At 37.5% G+C, this 17,402-nt stretch carries 17 protein-coding genes and 1 riboswitch; of the genes, 14 read left to right on the forward strand and 3 right to left on the reverse strand.

Annotated elements, in window-relative coordinates:
- Window positions 1–165 precede the first annotated feature (165 nt).
- The gene (fdhA, locus tag X953_RS07370; RefSeq protein ID WP_040954997.1) at window positions 166–1,383 is read left to right on the forward strand and encodes a formaldehyde dehydrogenase, glutathione-independent; all 1,218 of its coding nucleotides are present in this window, start codon (window positions 166–168) and stop codon (window positions 1,381–1,383) included.
- 339 nt (window positions 1,384–1,722) lie between these two features.
- Here the strand turns inward: fdhA and X953_RS07375 are convergent, their stop codons facing one another.
- Window positions 1,723–2,961: a dicarboxylate/amino acid:cation symporter gene (locus X953_RS07375; protein ID WP_040954998.1), complete on the reverse strand. Its 1,239-nt coding sequence runs from the start codon at window positions 2,959–2,961 to the stop codon at window positions 1,723–1,725.
- Window positions 2,962–3,167: 206 nt separating this feature from the next.
- Between X953_RS07375 and X953_RS07380 the strand changes: the two genes are divergently transcribed.
- From X953_RS07380 to X953_RS07395, 4 genes are all read left to right on the forward strand, one after another.
- On the forward strand, window positions 3,168–4,439 hold the full coding sequence (locus tag X953_RS07380) for a S41 family peptidase (protein WP_040954999.1): 1,272 nt from the start codon (window positions 3,168–3,170) through the stop codon (window positions 4,437–4,439).
- A 77-nt stretch (window positions 4,440–4,516) separates the two neighbouring features.
- Window positions 4,517–4,942, forward strand: coding sequence for a hypothetical protein (locus tag X953_RS07385; RefSeq protein WP_040955000.1), 426 nt, complete (start codon window positions 4,517–4,519; stop codon window positions 4,940–4,942).
- 108 nt (window positions 4,943–5,050) lie between these two features.
- A complete protein-coding gene (locus X953_RS07390; protein ID WP_040955001.1) occupies window positions 5,051–5,278 on the forward strand; it encodes a hypothetical protein in 228 nt (75 codons plus the stop codon).
- A gap of 39 nt (window positions 5,279–5,317) precedes the next feature.
- The gene (locus tag X953_RS07395) at window positions 5,318–5,821 is read left to right on the forward strand and encodes a DUF1648 domain-containing protein (protein ID WP_052350081.1); all 504 of its coding nucleotides are present in this window, start codon (window positions 5,318–5,320) and stop codon (window positions 5,819–5,821) included.
- Between the two features lie 39 nt (window positions 5,822–5,860).
- Here X953_RS07395 and X953_RS07400 read toward each other — a convergent pair whose 3' ends face one another.
- On the reverse strand, window positions 5,861–6,757 hold the full coding sequence (locus X953_RS07400; RefSeq protein WP_040955002.1) for a DMT family transporter: 897 nt from the start codon (window positions 6,755–6,757) through the stop codon (window positions 5,861–5,863).
- Between the two features lie 132 nt (window positions 6,758–6,889).
- Between X953_RS07400 and X953_RS07405 the strand changes: the two genes are divergently transcribed.
- The 8 genes from X953_RS07405 to X953_RS07440 all read left to right on the forward strand — a co-directional run bounded on the left by X953_RS07405 (window position 6,890) and on the right by X953_RS07440 (window position 14,726).
- The gene (locus tag X953_RS07405) at window positions 6,890–7,501 is read left to right on the forward strand and encodes a GNAT family N-acetyltransferase (protein ID WP_232217787.1); all 612 of its coding nucleotides are present in this window, start codon (window positions 6,890–6,892) and stop codon (window positions 7,499–7,501) included.
- A gap of 224 nt (window positions 7,502–7,725) precedes the next feature.
- On the forward strand, window positions 7,726–8,277 hold the full coding sequence (locus X953_RS07410; protein WP_052350082.1) for a glycerol-3-phosphate acyltransferase: 552 nt from the start codon (window positions 7,726–7,728) through the stop codon (window positions 8,275–8,277).
- A complete protein-coding gene (locus X953_RS07415; RefSeq protein WP_040955004.1) occupies window positions 8,274–9,884 on the forward strand; it encodes an aminotransferase class V-fold PLP-dependent enzyme in 1,611 nt (536 codons plus the stop codon). The genes X953_RS07410 and X953_RS07415 overlap by 4 nt, the downstream gene beginning before the upstream one ends.
- Window positions 9,881–11,722, forward strand: coding sequence for an LTA synthase family protein (locus tag X953_RS07420; protein ID WP_052350083.1), 1,842 nt, complete (start codon window positions 9,881–9,883; stop codon window positions 11,720–11,722). The genes X953_RS07415 and X953_RS07420 overlap by 4 nt, the downstream gene beginning before the upstream one ends.
- A gap of 119 nt (window positions 11,723–11,841) precedes the next feature.
- Complete coding sequence (locus X953_RS07425) at window positions 11,842–12,201, forward strand: helix-turn-helix transcriptional regulator (protein ID WP_040955005.1); 360 nt, start codon at window positions 11,842–11,844, stop codon at window positions 12,199–12,201.
- A 15-nt stretch (window positions 12,202–12,216) separates the two neighbouring features.
- Complete coding sequence (locus X953_RS07430) at window positions 12,217–13,515, forward strand: arsenic transporter (protein WP_052350084.1); 1,299 nt, start codon at window positions 12,217–12,219, stop codon at window positions 13,513–13,515.
- Between the two features lie 18 nt (window positions 13,516–13,533).
- Complete coding sequence (gene arsC, locus X953_RS07435; protein WP_040955006.1) at window positions 13,534–13,953, forward strand: arsenate reductase (thioredoxin); 420 nt, start codon at window positions 13,534–13,536, stop codon at window positions 13,951–13,953.
- A 119-nt stretch (window positions 13,954–14,072) separates the two neighbouring features.
- Window positions 14,073–14,726, forward strand: a complete 654-nt coding sequence (locus X953_RS07440) for a Type 1 glutamine amidotransferase-like domain-containing protein (protein WP_040955007.1) — start codon at window positions 14,073–14,075, stop codon at window positions 14,724–14,726.
- A 109-nt stretch (window positions 14,727–14,835) separates the two neighbouring features.
- Here the strand turns inward: X953_RS07440 and corA are convergent, their stop codons facing one another.
- Window positions 14,836–15,789 carry a magnesium/cobalt transporter CorA gene (corA, locus tag X953_RS07445; protein WP_040955008.1) on the reverse strand — a complete coding sequence of 318 codons (954 nt, stop codon included), beginning with the start codon at window positions 15,787–15,789 and terminating at the stop codon, window positions 14,836–14,838.
- Window positions 15,790–16,030: 241 nt separating this feature from the next.
- Between corA and X953_RS07450 the strand changes: the two genes are divergently transcribed.
- A complete protein-coding gene (locus tag X953_RS07450; protein ID WP_040955009.1) occupies window positions 16,031–17,005 on the forward strand; it encodes an NAD(P)-dependent oxidoreductase in 975 nt (324 codons plus the stop codon).
- Window positions 17,006–17,161: 156 nt separating this feature from the next.
- A riboswitch (FMN riboswitch) is annotated at window positions 17,162–17,308 on the forward strand.
- Window positions 17,309–17,402: the final 94 nt, after the last annotated feature.

Genomic DNA, 17,402 nt, shown 5'->3' on the forward strand with positions numbered 1-17,402 from the left:
TCCCTCCTTTTATTGAATTAAACGTATTATCTAAAAACTATTTATTTATAGAAAAAAGTGACTTTTTAAGTTTTAAAAACAATTTGTCGGGAAGAGAATTAGTAGTGGGTCTACATATTTTTATGGGATCCTTCTATGTTTCTAACATTTAAGGGAGGTATTAAATTGGCTGGAAATCGTGGAGTAGTATATGTAGGGGATGGAAAAGTAGAGGTGCAAGATATTTCCTACCCGGATTTAGTATTACATGATGGACCTGGTGTACCTAAATCGAATGCTGGACGAAAATGTGAACATGGAGTAATTATTAAAAATATAGTAACCAACATTTGCGGTAGTGACCAGCATATGGTCCGTGGTCGAACTACAGCACCTGAAGGCTTGGTTCTTGGTCATGAAATTACCGGTGAAATAGTAGAAGTTGGACGGGATGTAGAATTCTTGAAAAAAGGAGATATTGTATCTGTGCCATTTAATGTGGCCTGTGGTCGTTGTAAAATGTGTCGCAGACAGGATACCCATATTTGCCAAAATGTCAATCCGGAAAGACCAGGAGGAGCATACGGCTATGTAGATATGGGCGGCTGGGTAGGTGGCCAGTCGGAATATGTTATGGTTCCTTATGCGGATTTTCAGTTATTAAAATTCCCTGACAAAGATAAGGCGATGGATAAAATTTTAGACCTGACGATGCTTTCTGATATTTTCCCAACAGGCTATCATGGTGCAATTAATGCCGGGGTAACAACTGGTTCGACGGTTTATGTAGCAGGAGCTGGTCCGGTTGGCCTGGCTGCAGCTCATTCGGCCCAATTGCTGGGTGCTGCGGTAGTTATCGTAGGAGACTTAAAAGAAGAGCGATTAAAACAGGCGAGAAGCTTTGGGTGTGAAACGATTAATCTCAAAGAACATGATGATGTGGGTGAACAGATTGAACAAATTATCGGTGAACCGGAAGTAGATTGTGCGATTGATGCAGTAGGATTTGAGGCATATGGTCATGGAACAGATCATGATGATGCACCTGCAACGGTACTAAACACAATGATGGATGTTGTGGAAGCAGGTGGACAATATGGTATCCCGGGTCTTTATGTTACAGAAGATCCAGGTGCTAAAGATAAGGATGCAAAGCAAGGATCCCTAAAAGTTCGTTTTGGTCTTGGATGGTCAAAAGCTCATTCGCTTCATACAGGACAAACTCCGGCGATGAGATATCAGCGTCAGTTGATGAATGCCATTTTAAATGGTAAGGCTGATATTGCAAAAGTCGTAAATGCCACCGTTATTTCTTTGGATGAAGCCCCACAGGGTTATGCTGACTTTGATAGTGGTGTGGCTAAAAAGTTTGTCATTGATCCACATGGCTCGTTGAGTAAATAGATTATTATTCTCCCTCTTTATTTATAGATAGAGAGGGAGTTTTTATTAGTAGTGGAAATATTCAAGTAATCTATTATAATTAATTTTAATCAACTAGTTTGGAGGTTAATTATAATTTATAAACGACGTGACAAACCAATTGGATTAGACATGTTAGAACTGTTAAGAAAGCGAATGCACCTGGATAACAAGCTTTTATTAATGGAATGACAGACATTGCAGCGAGAAAACAGCCTCCCAATGTTTATCATCAAGCGAGATGAAGCTTCCCTCTTCACCGTCCACCATAAAAAAGCCCACCATCCTTCAGATGGTGGGTAGCTCAACAGCATCAACTATTTATTCCTGATATGCGGGCTCTACTTGATGCTTTTTTTCTGTTTCATTAATAACTGTCGTTGCAACCAAATCACCTGTTACATTTAGTGCAGTTGCTCCCATACCAACAAGTGCATCAATTGCTGTCAAGATAGCGACAGCTTCCATTGGTAGACCAACTTGGGCAAATACGGTTGCGATCATAATAATTCCGGCACCTGGGACACCAGCGGTACCAATTGTTGCCAAGGTTCCTACGATGACGATCTGTAACATATCCGTGAACGTTAATGGATCTCCAATAATATTGGCAGCAAAAACTGCAGAAATGGCAATTCGTATTGCAGCACCATCCATATTTACTGTAGCACCAAATGGCAGGCTAAAACCGTACAAGCCTTTATTAAGATTCAGTTTTTTGGCTGCATCCAATGTTAATGGCAGTGTGCCTGAACTGCTCTGGGTAACAAATGCTGTTAGTATAGGCGTTCTGGCATGCTTGAAGAAATCTTTTACAGAGACTTTGGTGAAAAGCATAAATACGATGTAAATGGCCACTTGGACAAGTAATGCGACATATAGTACGAGAACCATGTTGCCAAGGGATGTTAATGTTTCTACACCTTGGTTTCCAACCGTTTTAGCTATAATGGCAAAAATCCCAATCGGTATATAAAGCAAGATTGCTTGCATGATTTTAAATGTTGCTTCATTTAATCCTTCAACCACATTGTAGACTAGTTCCCCAGCTTCGCCCCACTTTTCGGATGAGCGGAGAGCAGAAATAGCAATCCCAAAAACCAATGCAGTAAAAACAATGCCCAGCAGGTTTAACTCGGTAAAAGCTGTAAATATATTTTCAGGCACAATACTAAGAAGAACGCTCATCACTCCTGGGTTTTCAGGTACTTCAATTTTTTCATTTGTATCAAGTGTCATACCTGTTCCTGGTTCAAAGAGACTGCCGATTGTAATACCAACAATAATAGCAAGAGCAGACGTAATCACATAATACAAGAAAACTTTACCACCCATTCTTCCTAAATTTCCTATTTTTGTCTGGTTCACTCCAACGATTAATGTAAAAGTAACCAGTGGAATGATCATGAATTTCAATAGACGTAACAATAAATCGCCAAATGGTGTTAGAACAGCAGCGTCCTTCCCGAATACCAATCCAGCAATTACTCCTAAAATTAGAGCAAGGCTAATCTTTAAAATAAGTGATGATTCCACATACTTTCGCCACACACTTTTCAATTTTTACTTCCCCCTTTTATAATAAAAGTACAATGCTCAGATAATGTACATTAAATTACTCGGAATTGTTTCCTAACAATATAGTATATTGCTCCCCATTGTCAAAAACAATGCTTCAACCATTCACTGTTATAAAGTTGGAAGGGGTTCAGCCTAAAAAAAGTGTTAGGATAGAAGATACAAGTTAACTAACGGAGGGATGAGATATGTATATATCTATTTTTAACGAAATTGTACGAATTATGCATGAAGATTATGCAGGTTGTTTGGATAAAAGGGGACAGCACCGACCTAAAATTTTTCGGCAAAGAATTGTAGATTTAGAGAAGAGTGGTAAAAATGACCAGATTTTCATTGATATTGTAAAGGATTACTTATTGGATTTTCAGGACCGCCATATACACTTAGGTATTGCGGGTAATGCTGCTTCAAAAGTAACAACCGGATTTCAGGTAAGAAGATTTCGTGAGTCCTTGGTTGTAACACGATGTGATCAAGAGAACAGGTTAATACCAGGCGATGAAATCATTGCATTGGATGATGTAGACGTTTTAGAGTTAGTCCAACGACACAAGCGGCAATTGATGGAGACGGAGGCAGAGAGGGAGGATTGGGAATCAATTTTACCGCTTTACACTACTGCTAGAGTTAAAAAAGCAAGCAGGGAAATACATTCTTTAACATTGCAAAAGGCTCCAAAGCAACCAATCCCTCCCATTTACTCTTTTAATAAAATTTCTAATGACCTTGCTTTAATGGTATTAACTGACTTTATGGATGAAAATGCTATTTCAGAACTCATCCGTGAAAATGAAAAAATACTTGGTTCGGTAGAAAATTTGGTTATTGATGTCAGAATAAACAATGGTGGAAGCGATTTGGCCTTTTTAAAATTACTACCATATTTATTTGAAGGTGAGACAATTAATTTGTCTGATTTTGATGACGGACAAATGCTGACAAATTGTACAGAACTTAATGTTGATTTACGTGTGGAGCTTTTGGAAATTGCCGTGGGAAGGGTAAAGGATGAAGAAACAATAAAGCAAATTAAAGAACTAATCACTGAATTAAAAAGAAATCGAGGTGCAGGTTTTGTAGAGCTCAACTTCGGTACAAAAGAAGAAAGCTTTGTTTTACCAACGAAAAAGGGACCTGAGAAGATAATCATATTGTCAGATGTTTATTGTGGTAGTTCTGGTGACTCTTTTGTAGAAATTTGCAAACACTCCTCCAAAGTGACGGTTGTTGGAAGACCAACCTTAGGGTTAAATGATTACGCTAATCTGGCAATTAAGAAACTGGAAAGTAAATTTGAATTATGGTATCCAACCTCTAAGCTTTCCAAAGTGGAAGGTGGGAAAGGAATGACAGGGGTAGGAATCCAGCCAGATATTTATGTTCCATGGTCTCCCGCTCATTTACAAGAAGATTTGGATATGAAAAGAGCTTTGGAAATTATATATGCAACAAATTAGTAATCACAAATCCTGAACATGTTTACAATTGCCAAGTAGTGGTATAAGCAATTGTACATATAATCAGGAGGGTCACGATGAAGCAGATAGCTAGACTAATGGCAACTGGAATAATAGCTGGTGTTATACTTGCCTTAAGCTTAAAAATTATTCAAATTACGACTGGAAATCCAGCTTATATTTTATTATTTAACATGGATTATATTCCTGCGCTAAAACAATGGGATAATGTGCCTGGAGCTGGAATGCTTTTTCATTTTATTACATGTGTTGTAAGTGTTATTGCCTTATTTTATATACTCAAGATACTCAAATGGGAAAGAATCGCCAGTCTTTATGTGGCTGTATACACGATCGGTGGTGGAATATTATTTTTCTTAAGTGCATTGACAGAGACGCCACCAGCTTATACAAATATAGCAGCATGGCTTTATTGGACAATCGGACATGCTATTTTTGGTGTTGTTGTCGGGTTATTAATAAAATCTAGGTTCTTAAAGTAATGAGGAAGCAAGTCTGGAGGATGAGCTTCGTTCAGACTTACACCTCGCTTACATATTAGCTGCTTCAAAAAAATACAATAAATAAAGGAGTTTTTTGGAGGGGCTAATGTGCGGAAAAATTTAGGCATCATCTCTACTGTACTGTTTCTAATGGCATTGGTGTCGTGGTTGCCTATCTATGTGGAGGTAAGAAGTTTTTCAGAACAAAGTATATTTTATGCAACTGTAGGTGTGGGGACAGGGCTTTTATCTTCTCCGAGTGGATACAAATTTATTGGATTAATGGGGAATTGTCTTGTGCTTTTATTCCTTGTCGTGCTGCCATATTTCATTTAATTTAAAGTGAGCAATGCATAGAAAATAAGGAGGAAAGCTATGAATAACCATCCGAAAGTTGATTTTACTTTAAGTAAATGGAATTCAGTTCTGAATTTGCTCTCGTTCTTTTGTATTATATTTTCGTTTATTTATGTCTTCACTATTTATAAAGATCTTCCTGACCAAATTCCCATTCACTTCAATGCAGCGGGGGACCCGGATAACTGGGGAAGTAAAGCTACCATTTTACTTATGCCTTTAATTGCTTTGATACTATATGTCCCACTATATTTTCTAAGCAAATACCCGCATCTTTTTAACTATCCATTTAAAGTGACAGAAAGAAATGCACCAAGGATTTATCCAGTTGCACAGGTATTCATGACGGTTATTAATTTTGAAATGGTGGTCATATTCACCTATTTATCACTTACAATGGCTGAAAATAAACTTGGAGAAGGCTTTATTCTTCTCGTTATTGTTGCTCCCATTGTGACAATAGCAGTATTTTTAGGTGTTCTTTATCGAAAATCTCGCCAACATGACAAGCCAGATGACTGATTTAAGTATTCCTTCTAATTTAGAAAACACCAGCATACTTCACGTAGAATGCTGGTGTTTTTCTTTAGCAATTTTAGAGAGTTTTTTGTTTTCATGGTTATTTTTTAAAAACATATAAAACGATGCACCGAAGATGGCGATATAACCAATGATACTCCAGATATCGGGAATTTGACCAAACAAGACAATACTGATCAACGCTGAATAAACGACAGTAGAGTAGAAGAAAATAGAAATTTCTTTTGCGGGGGCATATTTATAAGCAACGGTTATCCCAAATTGGCCCACTGTTGCGAATACACCTGCTGCAAGAAGATAAATCCATTGCTTTATTGTCATTGGTTCATAAAAAATAATGACAAATGGAAGCAAAATCATTGTCGTAAAAAAGGAAAAATAAAAAACAACTGTATAAAACTGTTCTTTACTTCCAAGTACACGCAAAACAGTGTACGCGCCAGCTGCAAATACAGCTGATAAAAATCCGGCCATATAGGGGATGGTTTCCAAGTCGAATTCCGGTTTAATAATAAATAGTGTACCAGCAAAGGCAATGAGGATCGCGACGATCTGAAACCTCCTCACATGCTCTTTTAAAAATATGGCAGCAAAAATGATTGTTAAAAATGGACTCATTTTATTCAGCATGTCTGCATCTGAAAGAACCAGATGGTCAATAGCATAGAAATATAAAACGATACCTATGGCACCAAGCGAAGATCGTAATAAAAGGATCTTCTGGTTTTCTTTTTTGCCAAATAAACGTTCTTTATAGTATTTTACAAAACCAAAGGCTATGACCATGGATACCGCATTTCGAAACATGGTTTTTTGAACGGTGGGAACATTTCCGGACAGTTTTACAAAAGCTGCCATTAAAGAAAACCCCATCGCGGACAATAGTAATAAAATGATGCCTTTATTTTTGTCACTCATAGGCTCCTCCATTTATATAATGTTATTTACCGCTACCTATATTAGTATAAAAACGTTATTTTGCCTAGTAGAGAGGTTTGACTATGTAATTTCCTTATATAGTTACAAATTCTACCCCAGATCAGGTGGGATATGATAGAATATAGTTTATTTTATGAAAATAAAACGAGGTGCTTTGTTGTGAACCCACTATTAATCGAGTTTCCACATGAATTTGAGACAGAGAGGTTGTACATACGCATGCCATTACCAGGAGATGGGAAAATTGTGTTTCCGTCTGTTCAGGCTTCGCTTTCAGAACTAAAACCCTGGATGCCTTTCGCACATTATAAGCAATCAGAAGAGGCAACAGAAGCAAATATTCGTGAGGCCCATATCAATTTTCTTAAGCGTGAAGACTTACGGTTGCTCGTCTTTTTGAAAGAGACTGGGCAACTTGTATGTTCTTCCGGTTTACATCGAATTAATTGGCAGATACCTAAATTTGAAATAGGATATTGGGCTGATTCTCGTTTTACTGGTAATGGGTATGTAACGGAAGCTGTTGCAGGTATTACTAATTTTGCCTTTACTGAACTGAAAGCGAGAAGGATAGAGATTCGGTGTGACAGTAGAAATATTAAAAGCAGAGCAATACCTGAGAGACTCGGGTATAAATTAGAAGGTATTTTACAAAATGAAGATATTGCAGTGGATCGTCCTGAATTAAGGGATACTTGTATCTACGCCAAAGTTTCAGTTTAATTTTTTTCATCCCAAGCTCATTCATTAGCTTGGGACTATTTATGGTAAATTTATAGATAACATGATTAGCATTTGAGGAATAGATAAAATTGTATAAATAATGGAAATTTGAGATAATGTTTTTGGTCTATTATGCTATTGCAGAACTATAAATATAGACTCTAATTTATTTAGTTCATAATGATATAAGTTTTTAATCCGCCCTTAGAGAGGGGGAAATAAAGGTGCTTGTTTTCATATTTATAGTGGGAGCTTATTTATTTGGGTGCATGAACGGTGCCTATTACGTTGGGAAATTGCTTGCGAATATGGATGTAAGAGAATTGGGTAGTTCCAACGCCGGAGCTAGAAATGCTGGCAGAGTATTCGGGCGGGAAGCATTTATCTATACTGTATTGATCGATGCTGTGAAAACCGTTGTTCCCCTCGTTACAGTTACCTATATACTTGGAGATCAGCAACTGATTTTGGGATTGATAGCAGGATCGGTTATGGTCGGTCATGTGTGGCCAGTGCAACTGCAGTTTCAAGGGGGGAAGGGAGTTGTCGTTTATCTGGCGGCGGCATTAGTACTTGCACCTGAGGCTTTACTGGTAACAGGGATAGTTGTATTAATACTCTATAAACTAGAGAAAAACATCACGATCGCAGGTTTAATAGGCATTTCCGCCATACCCGTCATGCTGCTTATTACAGCAGAATTTATTCTTGCAACAGCTTTTAGTATATTGTTGTTCATTGTGATTTTTTTACATAGAAATGGGGAAGGAAGATGAAGGAGCGTACATCGATTTTATATAAACTGGCAGATGACAAGGCAGAGATAGATCAAATCCACCAACTAAACTATGAAACATTTGTTGAAGAGATACCCCAACATGAGAGAAATAACACGAGAATACTGGTGGATCGTTTTCATGAACAAAACACATACGTGATTGCCAAGCTTGCCGGAGAAGTAATAGGTATGATAACTGTAAGAGGTGAAAGACCCTTTTCCCTTGACCAAAAGCTTAGCAATTTAGATGAGTATTTACCAGCCCATGCAGTTCCCTGTGAAATTCGATTACTGTCCATTAAAAAGCGACACCGGGGTGGCAGCGTATTCTATGGGTTGTGTGAAAAGTTAGTTTCCTATTGTTTAGAGCAAGGCTTCAATATGGCACTTATCTCAGGTACAACCAGACAAACAAGGCTTTATAAGCACATTGGATTTAAACCATTCGGTCCGCTTGTAGGTACAAAGGAAGCTCCATATCAACCGATGTATTTAACAGTTGAAAGCTTTGAAAAATCAACTCTTGCTTTCCAAAGGTTAATGAAACGAGAAAAAGGTACACTGGACCATTGCTTTCTTCCCGGTCCTGTTTCTATTTCAGACAAGGTAAAAGAAGCATTTGAAAGACCGGCGATATCTCATCGTTCAGAAAAGTTGCTGGGAATTTTTCAAGATGTGCGTCAGGAATTATGTAACTTAACGAATGCATCTTTTGTGGAAATTGCGGTGGGAACTGGGACACTTGCCAATGAAATGGTGGCAGCCCAATTATCAACATTAAAAGGTAAGGGGCTTATCCTCTCCAACGGGGAATTTGGCGACAGATTAATTCAACAAGCTAACAAGTGGCAGCTTGATTTTGAAACCCTTCAAAAGCCTTGGAACATGCCGATAACAGCAGAAGAAGTGAAAGAAAGGCTGGAAACAAATGATGAAATTGACTGGCTGTGGTCGGTGCATTGTGAGACTTCCACAGGCTTTCTTTTCCCTCTGGAAGAATTAAAGATTCATTGTAAAAGGAATCAGGTAAGGCTTTGCCTTGATGCATGCAGTAGTCTTGGTATTCTTTCTATAGATCTTCAAGGAGTTTATCTGGCAGCAAGTGTAAGTGGCAAAGGGGTAGGTTCATATCCAGGATTAGCTCTTGTATTTCATGAAGAACAATTGGAACCTAATGGATATATACCGAGTTATTTGGACCTTGGACTATACCAGAGCAAGAACGGTGTACCGTTTACGCATTCATCCAATGGCTTACTAGCACTTCATGCAGCGCTTAAACAATTGCAACCAGCATCAAGGGAACTTGCAGCAAGAATTTTCCGAGTATTGACGGATGAAGGGATGGATGTAATATGGGGAGAGAATTATTCGCCGGGTATTCTAACCATATGTTTACCTGACCTCATATCTTCAAACAAATTTGGTGAAATGCTCAGGCAGCAAGGAGTGCACATAAGCTACCAAAGCAGTTATTTACTAAACCGTAATTGGATACAAGTAGCACTTATGGGAGAACAACCTGTTGATAAGGTTATGAAGGCGATTGACTTGCTTATTAGCCTGTATCATTCTGCTAAGGAAAAGGAAGGAAGCTTCCAATGAAAAAAATCTTAAATTTTATATCTAACAACCTTGTTGCTATTTCTGTCGTTATTTTATGGTTGAAAACGGTAATTGTAACCTGGACTCAATTTGATGTGTCGTTGAACGCATGGCAGGATGTACTTCTTTTAATAATTGGGCCGCTAGGGATCATCATGTTACTTATGGGCATAAGCTTCTTATTATCAAAGCAAGTCCGGCCAGTTGTTTTTATCGTTGGATATGTTCTTATAAGTGGCTTGCTCTATGCCAATTTGCTTTACTATCGATTTTATATCGATTTTGTTACTGTATCCGTATTGTTGCAATTAAGTAATGTAGGGGGACTAGGTCCAAGTACAGCTGAGCTGATTTCGCCGTTTGATTTGTTTATTATTGCAGATATTGGGCTTGTAATCTATTTAGTCATACATACTTATAGGAAAACCAAAGAAATTCGTATGCCCAAAAAAAGAAATTATGCAACGACAAGCTTGGTGTCTATTGCGCTTACCTTCAGTATCGCGTTATGGAATAATCCATATTTATTAACGACCGGTTATGACAGGGAGCAGCTTGTCCAGCAAATAGGCTTATATAATTACCAAATTGTTAATTTAATTGATGGCATTCACGCACCATTGATGAAAGTGGCTGCAGATGAAAAAGATGCTATTAAAACAGCAGAGAATGTTCAGCCTGATGGGGTCAACAGGTCCGAAAACTTTGGACTTGCAAAGGGAAAAAATTTGGTGCTCGTCAGCCTTGAATCAACACAAAACTTTGTAATCAACGAGAAGATAAATGGGGAAGAAATTACTCCCTTTTTGAATGAATTGGCTAAAGAAAGCTATTATTTTTCTAACATTTATGATCAGACAGCACAGGGAAAAACCTCCGATGCAGAATTTATGATTGATACAGGGCTATACCCATTGCCAAGTGGTTCTGTAAATGTCAGGCGCCCGGAGAATCATTTTGAATCCTTGCCAAAAGTACTTAAGCGAACAGGTGATTATAAGATTTTTGCTTTTCATGGAAATGATGCTTCCTTTTGGAATAGAGATCAAATGTACCAATCACTTGGCTATGACCGTTATTTTTCAAAGAAAGATTATGAAGTATCGGAGGAGAATTCAGTTAATTATGGGATAAAGGATATACCCTTTCTAAAACAATCAATAAAAAAAATGGACAATTTACAAGAACCATATATGGCAAAGTTTGTTCTCATGACAAATCACTTTCCATTTTTATTGGAGGATAAAGACCAATTCATTCCCCCTGCTGAGACCAGTGTAGATGTGGTTAATCGTTATATTACAACAGTAAGTTATCAAGATAAGGCGTTGGAGCAATTTATTTCCTCCCTGAAGGAAAAAGGGATGTATGAAGATAGCATTTTTGTGTTTTATGGTGATCATTATGGAATCTCCAGAAAATATGAGCTGGGTGTGCACGAATTGCTTGGACAAGAGCAGAGTTCATTTAATCATTTAGAGCTGCAAAAGATACCCCTTCTCATCCATATACCAGGACAGAAGGGAGAAGAGATAAAGACTGTCGCAGGGGAAATAGATATTCATGCGACACTGCTAGATCTATTAGGAATTCCTGCTGATCAACATATTACTTTAAGCAGAAATCTTTTTACAAGGAATGAAGAACAGCCTGTCATTTTTCGAAACGGGGATATCGTAACAGAAAAATATGCTTACATTGATCGCAAATGCTACAACAAAGAATCAAATGAAGTAATTGAGACATCTGCATGTGAAAAATATTTAGAAATAGGTCGACAGGAACTCAAACTTTCCGATGAATTAATTTTGGGAGATTTACTACGCTTTGTTGAGTAAAATAGCAGGAAGACTTTTTAATGGAATACTTGTATGCTAGTTAACAGGCAGTTTTATGTTACATCATAAATCTGCCTGTTGTGATTGTATATATAAGCAAATCATAATATACTAATAAGATGTTGTGGGAGGTGGAGAAAGTGGAAAACCTGGATATAAATAAAGCGGCCATTTTATTGAAGTTGCTTGGTGACAAAACACGTTTAACGATGGTGAAAATATTGGATAATCATGATTGTTGTGTATGCGAGTTTGTGGAAATCTTTAAAACAAGTCAATCTTCTGTAAGCCAACATCTTCGAAAGCTAAGAGATTTAGGTCTTGTACAAGAGGAGAGAAGAGGTCAATGGATTTTTTATTCGTTGCATAAAGAAAATGAGTTTTATCCATTTATTCAGCAGATCTTGAATCAATTACCTAGTCAGGATGGTAAATTAAAAGAATTAGAAGAACAAGGTTTACGAATTACTTGTTGTTAAAAGGAGGAAAGTACATTGTCAATATCTGTTTTACTTGCATCATGTATATTTTTACTCACGCTTATTTTGGTTATTTGGCAGCCAAAGGGGTTGTCTATTGGTTGGTCTGCTTGCGGTGGAGCTGCACTTGCTTTACTAGCGGGAGTAGTTGGATTTCATGATGTGATTGAAGTAACCGGGATTGTATGGAATGCAACATTGGCGTTTGTAGCAATTATTCTTATTTCGTTAATTTTGGATGAAATTGGTTTTTTTGAATGGGCAGCATTACATATGGCCAGAGCCGCTAAAGGCAACGGAATGAAAATGTTTATTTATGTAAGTATTTTAGGAGCCATTGTTGCAGCTTTTTTTGCGAATGATGGTGCAGCACTTATTCTAACACCAATTGTTTTAGCGATGGTTCGTAACTTGAATTTCGGGGAAAAAATGATCTTCCCGTTTATTATGGCAAGTGGATTTATTGCTGATACTACATCACTTCCATTAGTTGTTAGTAATTTAGTTAATATTGTGTCAGCAGATTTCTTTGATATTGGTTTTGTGGAGTATGCAACAAGAATGATTATCCCTAATCTTTTCTCTCTAACAGCAACCATTCTTGTTCTTTTGTTATATTTTAGAAAAAGTATTCCGCGTAATTATGAATTGTCCCAACTGAAAAAACCGTTGGAAGCAATAAAGGACATAAAGATGTTTAATTTGTCCTGGATCGTTCTTGGCATACTACTAATTGGATATTTCATAAGTGAGTTTATTAACCTGCCTGTTTCTATTGTGGCAGGAATTGTAGCGATTTTCTTTATTTTAATGGCTAGAAACAGTGAGGCAGTAGACACAAAATCAGTTATAAAAGGTGCACCATGGGCGATCGTGTTCTTCTCTATCGGTATGTATGTCGTTGTATTTGGTTTAAGAAATGCTGGACTTACAGATGTATTGGCAGATATTATTCAAAAAAGCGCAGAACATGGGTTATTTGTAGCTACGATTGCCATGGGCTTTATTGCAGCTATTCTATCCTCCATTATGAATAATATGCCAACAGTGATGATTGATGCAATTGCTATTGCAGATACAAATACATCTGGAGTGATGCGTGAAGCACTTATTTATGCAAATGTAATCGGTTCGGACCTAGGGCCCAAGATTACGCCAATCGGTTCTCTTGCTACTCTATTATGGCTACATGTGTTATCTCAAAAAGGAGTCAAGATCTCCTGGGGAACTTATTTTAAGATCGGAGTCATATTAACAATCCCTATTTTATTTATTACATTATTGGGACTTTATCTTACACTAGTTATTTTATAACAATAAGGAGGAACAACAATGGACAAAAAAACAATTTATTTTTTGTGCACTGGTAATTCGTGCAGAAGTCAAATGGCTGAAGGGTGGGCCAACAAAATTCTAGGTGATGAGTGGACAGTAAAGAGCGCAGGCATCGAAGCACATGGTTTAAATCCAAATGCAGTAAAAGCAATGAAGGAAATTGATATAGATATATCTGAGCAAAAATCTGAAATCATTGATCCTACGTTTTTGAATAATGCAGACTTGGCTGTAACGCTGTGCGGAGATGCAGCAGATAAATGTCCAATGACACCACCACATGTAAGACGTGAGCATTGGGGTTTTGATGATCCAGCTAAGGCAACAGGGACAGAAGAAGAAAAATGGAGCGTATTTCAACGAGTACGGGATGAGATTGGAGAGAGAATTAAACGGTTTGCAGAAACAGGTGAATAAAGGAGGGTTGTTCCTATTTTTAGGGACTACTAGGAAACACACTATTACAAACTCCTCTCGTATTCTTCCTGTCAAGGTCTATGTGGGAGAAGTGGAATTATTTAAGGGGGTGTTACAATATGATAGAAAAACATCTATTCCTATATGGTGGCAGCCCACCGTTCGGGGAAAGATTTGGTAAGCTTTTTGCAGATTTGGCTTTTTCTAATAATGGGAAAATCGCTATATTATTTATCCCTAGAGATGGATGGAAAGAATACATGAATATCTATACATCTATATTAAGAAAACATGGTCACAAAAATTTTGAATATCTTCCATTAACAGAGAAAGCGAAAGAAACGAACAGAATAAAGTTATTAGAGTGTACTGGGTTAATAATTAGTGGAGGGGAAACAGAAAGATACCAAGAAATGATTGTAAGTACGGAGCTTGCTAAACAGATAAGAGATCTGTATGAACAAGGAGTACCAGTTGCAGGCTTTTCAGCAGGTGCTTTAATTTCCCCAGAGCATTGCATTATTCCACCGATTGATAACACAAAAGGTAAGAAGTTGATTCTTAAAGGATTGGGCTTAGTAAAGAATACGGTTATTAGTGTCCATTATTCGAAATGGCAGGAAGCAGAAAATTTGCAGGCAAACGTTAGAAAGCTGGGTGTTTCGACTGGTTATGGACTGGATGATGACACAGCAGCTTATTTCAGAAATGAAGAATTGGCCGATACAGAGGGAAATGGCCTTTATACATGGTGCAGGGACTCACATAGTTGAAAAACATGAAAAAAGAAACGGATGGAAGGAGCCATCCGTTTCTTTTTACATTACTCTTAACAACTCCAATTTTTTCAACATATAACGGGAGCTTAGTAGGTGAACTATTTTAAAACCAGCCTTTTTTCTTAAACCACATATACATAGCCACGGCAATTATCCCCATTACTCCAAGAGAAACAAAATAACCGTATTTCCATGTTAGCTCTGGCATGTAAGTAAAGTTCATTCCATATATACCTGCAATAAAGGTTAATGGAACAAATATTGATGTAATGATAGTCAAAACCTTCATGACATTATTTGTTTGGTGGGCATTTAAAGATAAATAGCTATCTCTGATATCTGCAGTAATTTCGCGATTGGACATAATCATTTCCGAGATTTTCAGCAAGTGATCATAAATATCGGAAAAGTACTCTTTTCTTTCTTTCACACCAGCTTGATGCTGAGAGTTTAACATGCGATAAAGCAAATCTCGCATTGGATTAACGGTATGTCTTAAATTTACCAACATATGTCTAATATCAAATAGCTCTGTTACCAAATCATTCATCGTTTTATTTTCCCTATTATCCTCAATGACGTCTAGTTCATCCTCAATATCGTAAATTAGCGGAAAATAATTATCCACGATTTTATCAAGAATTTGGTGGAAGACATCATACGTATCCCAGTTTTCCGTTCCTTTTTGTCCGACGAGTCTATCTTTCACTTGAATTACTTCCATAGATGGTTCGCGGTGAAATGTAACGATAAAATTCTCACCTACAAAAAAATCCAGTTCTTCTTTAATGAGTTCATCCTTCTCCACTCGAACACTGTGGGTAACATAAAACGTGTAATCCGTATAATAATCCAGTTTAGGACGTTGCAATCTGTGCATACAGTCTTCAATAGCAAGTGGGTGAAATTGAAATACTGTAGTCAGGTAATTTACTTCCTCTTCCGTGGGCTGGTTAAAATCCGCCCAGATCCATTTGTAATCAGATAAGTTTATAGTTGATATTGGGATGTTTTTTTCTATAATTCCTTTTGCGTTTACTCCATATACATGGATCAATATAACTGCTCCTTTCATTTTTATTGCTTAACATCATAGTTTATTTACCCTTTTTAAATCCAAAACAATCTGATTGTAATAATTTCTACACTGAATAGGATTAAAAGATAGGTTTATTATTTACTAACAGTATATTTAGATAACGTAACTAAATATATTTGTTTTAAAAAAGAGATTAACTAGCTTCTCAGAGTGGAATAAGCCTAGAGGGCTAATCAATGCCTGTAAGGAGGAGTAAGATATGGCAAAAACTTTTGTACTGGGCGGCACGGGACTGCTCGGATTCCAAACGATTAAAGAATTATTGGCTAAAGGGTATGAAGTAAAAACAATAGCAAGAAAAGAAAAGCTAATGAATGAGCTTATCTCTGATGAAGTGGAAAAACATTTAGGAGATATAAATGTATTGTCAGATGAAGAAGTATTGGAGTTGCTTCGGGATTGTGACAAGTTTGTATATGCAGCTGGGGTGGATGAGCGGACACTTCCGGAAGCTCCTGCTGAGAAATTTTATTATGAACAAAATGTACTGCCAACACAACGTTTGGCGCGGCTTGCCAAAAGAGCAGGTGTTAAAAAATTTGTGATTCATGGATCATATCACGTGGAATTTGCTGAGAAATGGCAGGATCTAAATCTTTTTGAAACAGAGGCGTACCCGCGAACAAGAAAACTTCAAGAAGAGATCGCCTTTATGGAAGGTGAAAATGAAATGGACGTCATGGCATTACGCCTGCCATATATCTTCGGTACAATGCCTGGCCGTACACCACTTTGGAAAATGTTTTTACCTCAGGTACAAGGGAAAGATGTTGTGCCTGTATTGCAAGGTGGAACAGCTATGGTTACAGTAAAGCAGGTAGCAGAAGCAACTGTTGGTGCATTGGAAAATGGTGAGCATAAGAGGAGTTACGCCATATGTGGTGAAAATATGTCCTATGAAGCATTTTATAAAATTATAGCAGACACCCTTGGACAAGAGGATACAGAGATAAAAGTAGTACCATTAGAACAAATGAAGCCTTCATTTCAAAAGGCAGACGAAAAGCTGGCTTACGAAGGGAAAGAAAGAGCTATCCATGGAGCGCAAACTGCAGAAATGCAAAATAGAGAAGCATACCTTGATCCAAACGAAACAATGCCGGTGCTAAACTACCAAGAAGATGATATAAAGGAAGCGATCATTGAATCAATTAAAAAAGCGGTAAATTGCTAGAAAAACATGATGTGATTGCTTACCCCCAACTTAAATAGTAAAGAAACTGTGCGTGGGGTTGCTATTCACCCATCTAAAAACATTTGTAATTACTCGTTTGAACAAAGATCGTTGTCAAAATAATTGTTATATGGTAGACTTTTTTTAATCGAATAGAATTTCCTTCGGGGCAGGGTGAAATTCCCTACCGGCGGTGATGAGGGCTTGTCCCCTCTCAGTCCGTGACCCGGTTTCTTTATTGAAAACGGTGGATTTGGTGAAATTCCAAAGCCGACAGTATAGTCTGGATGGGAGAAGGAATGACTGGAAAATATGTATTAAATAAACTATTAAAAAAGATGCGATCCACGAAATGGCAGGAAGTTTCTAATGCCCTGTTTTCTTTCAGCGCCTTCTT

The sequence above is a fragment of the Virgibacillus sp. SK37 genome (assembly GCF_000725285.1).
Lineage (GTDB): Bacteria > Bacillota > Bacilli > Bacillales > Amphibacillaceae > Virgibacillus_Q.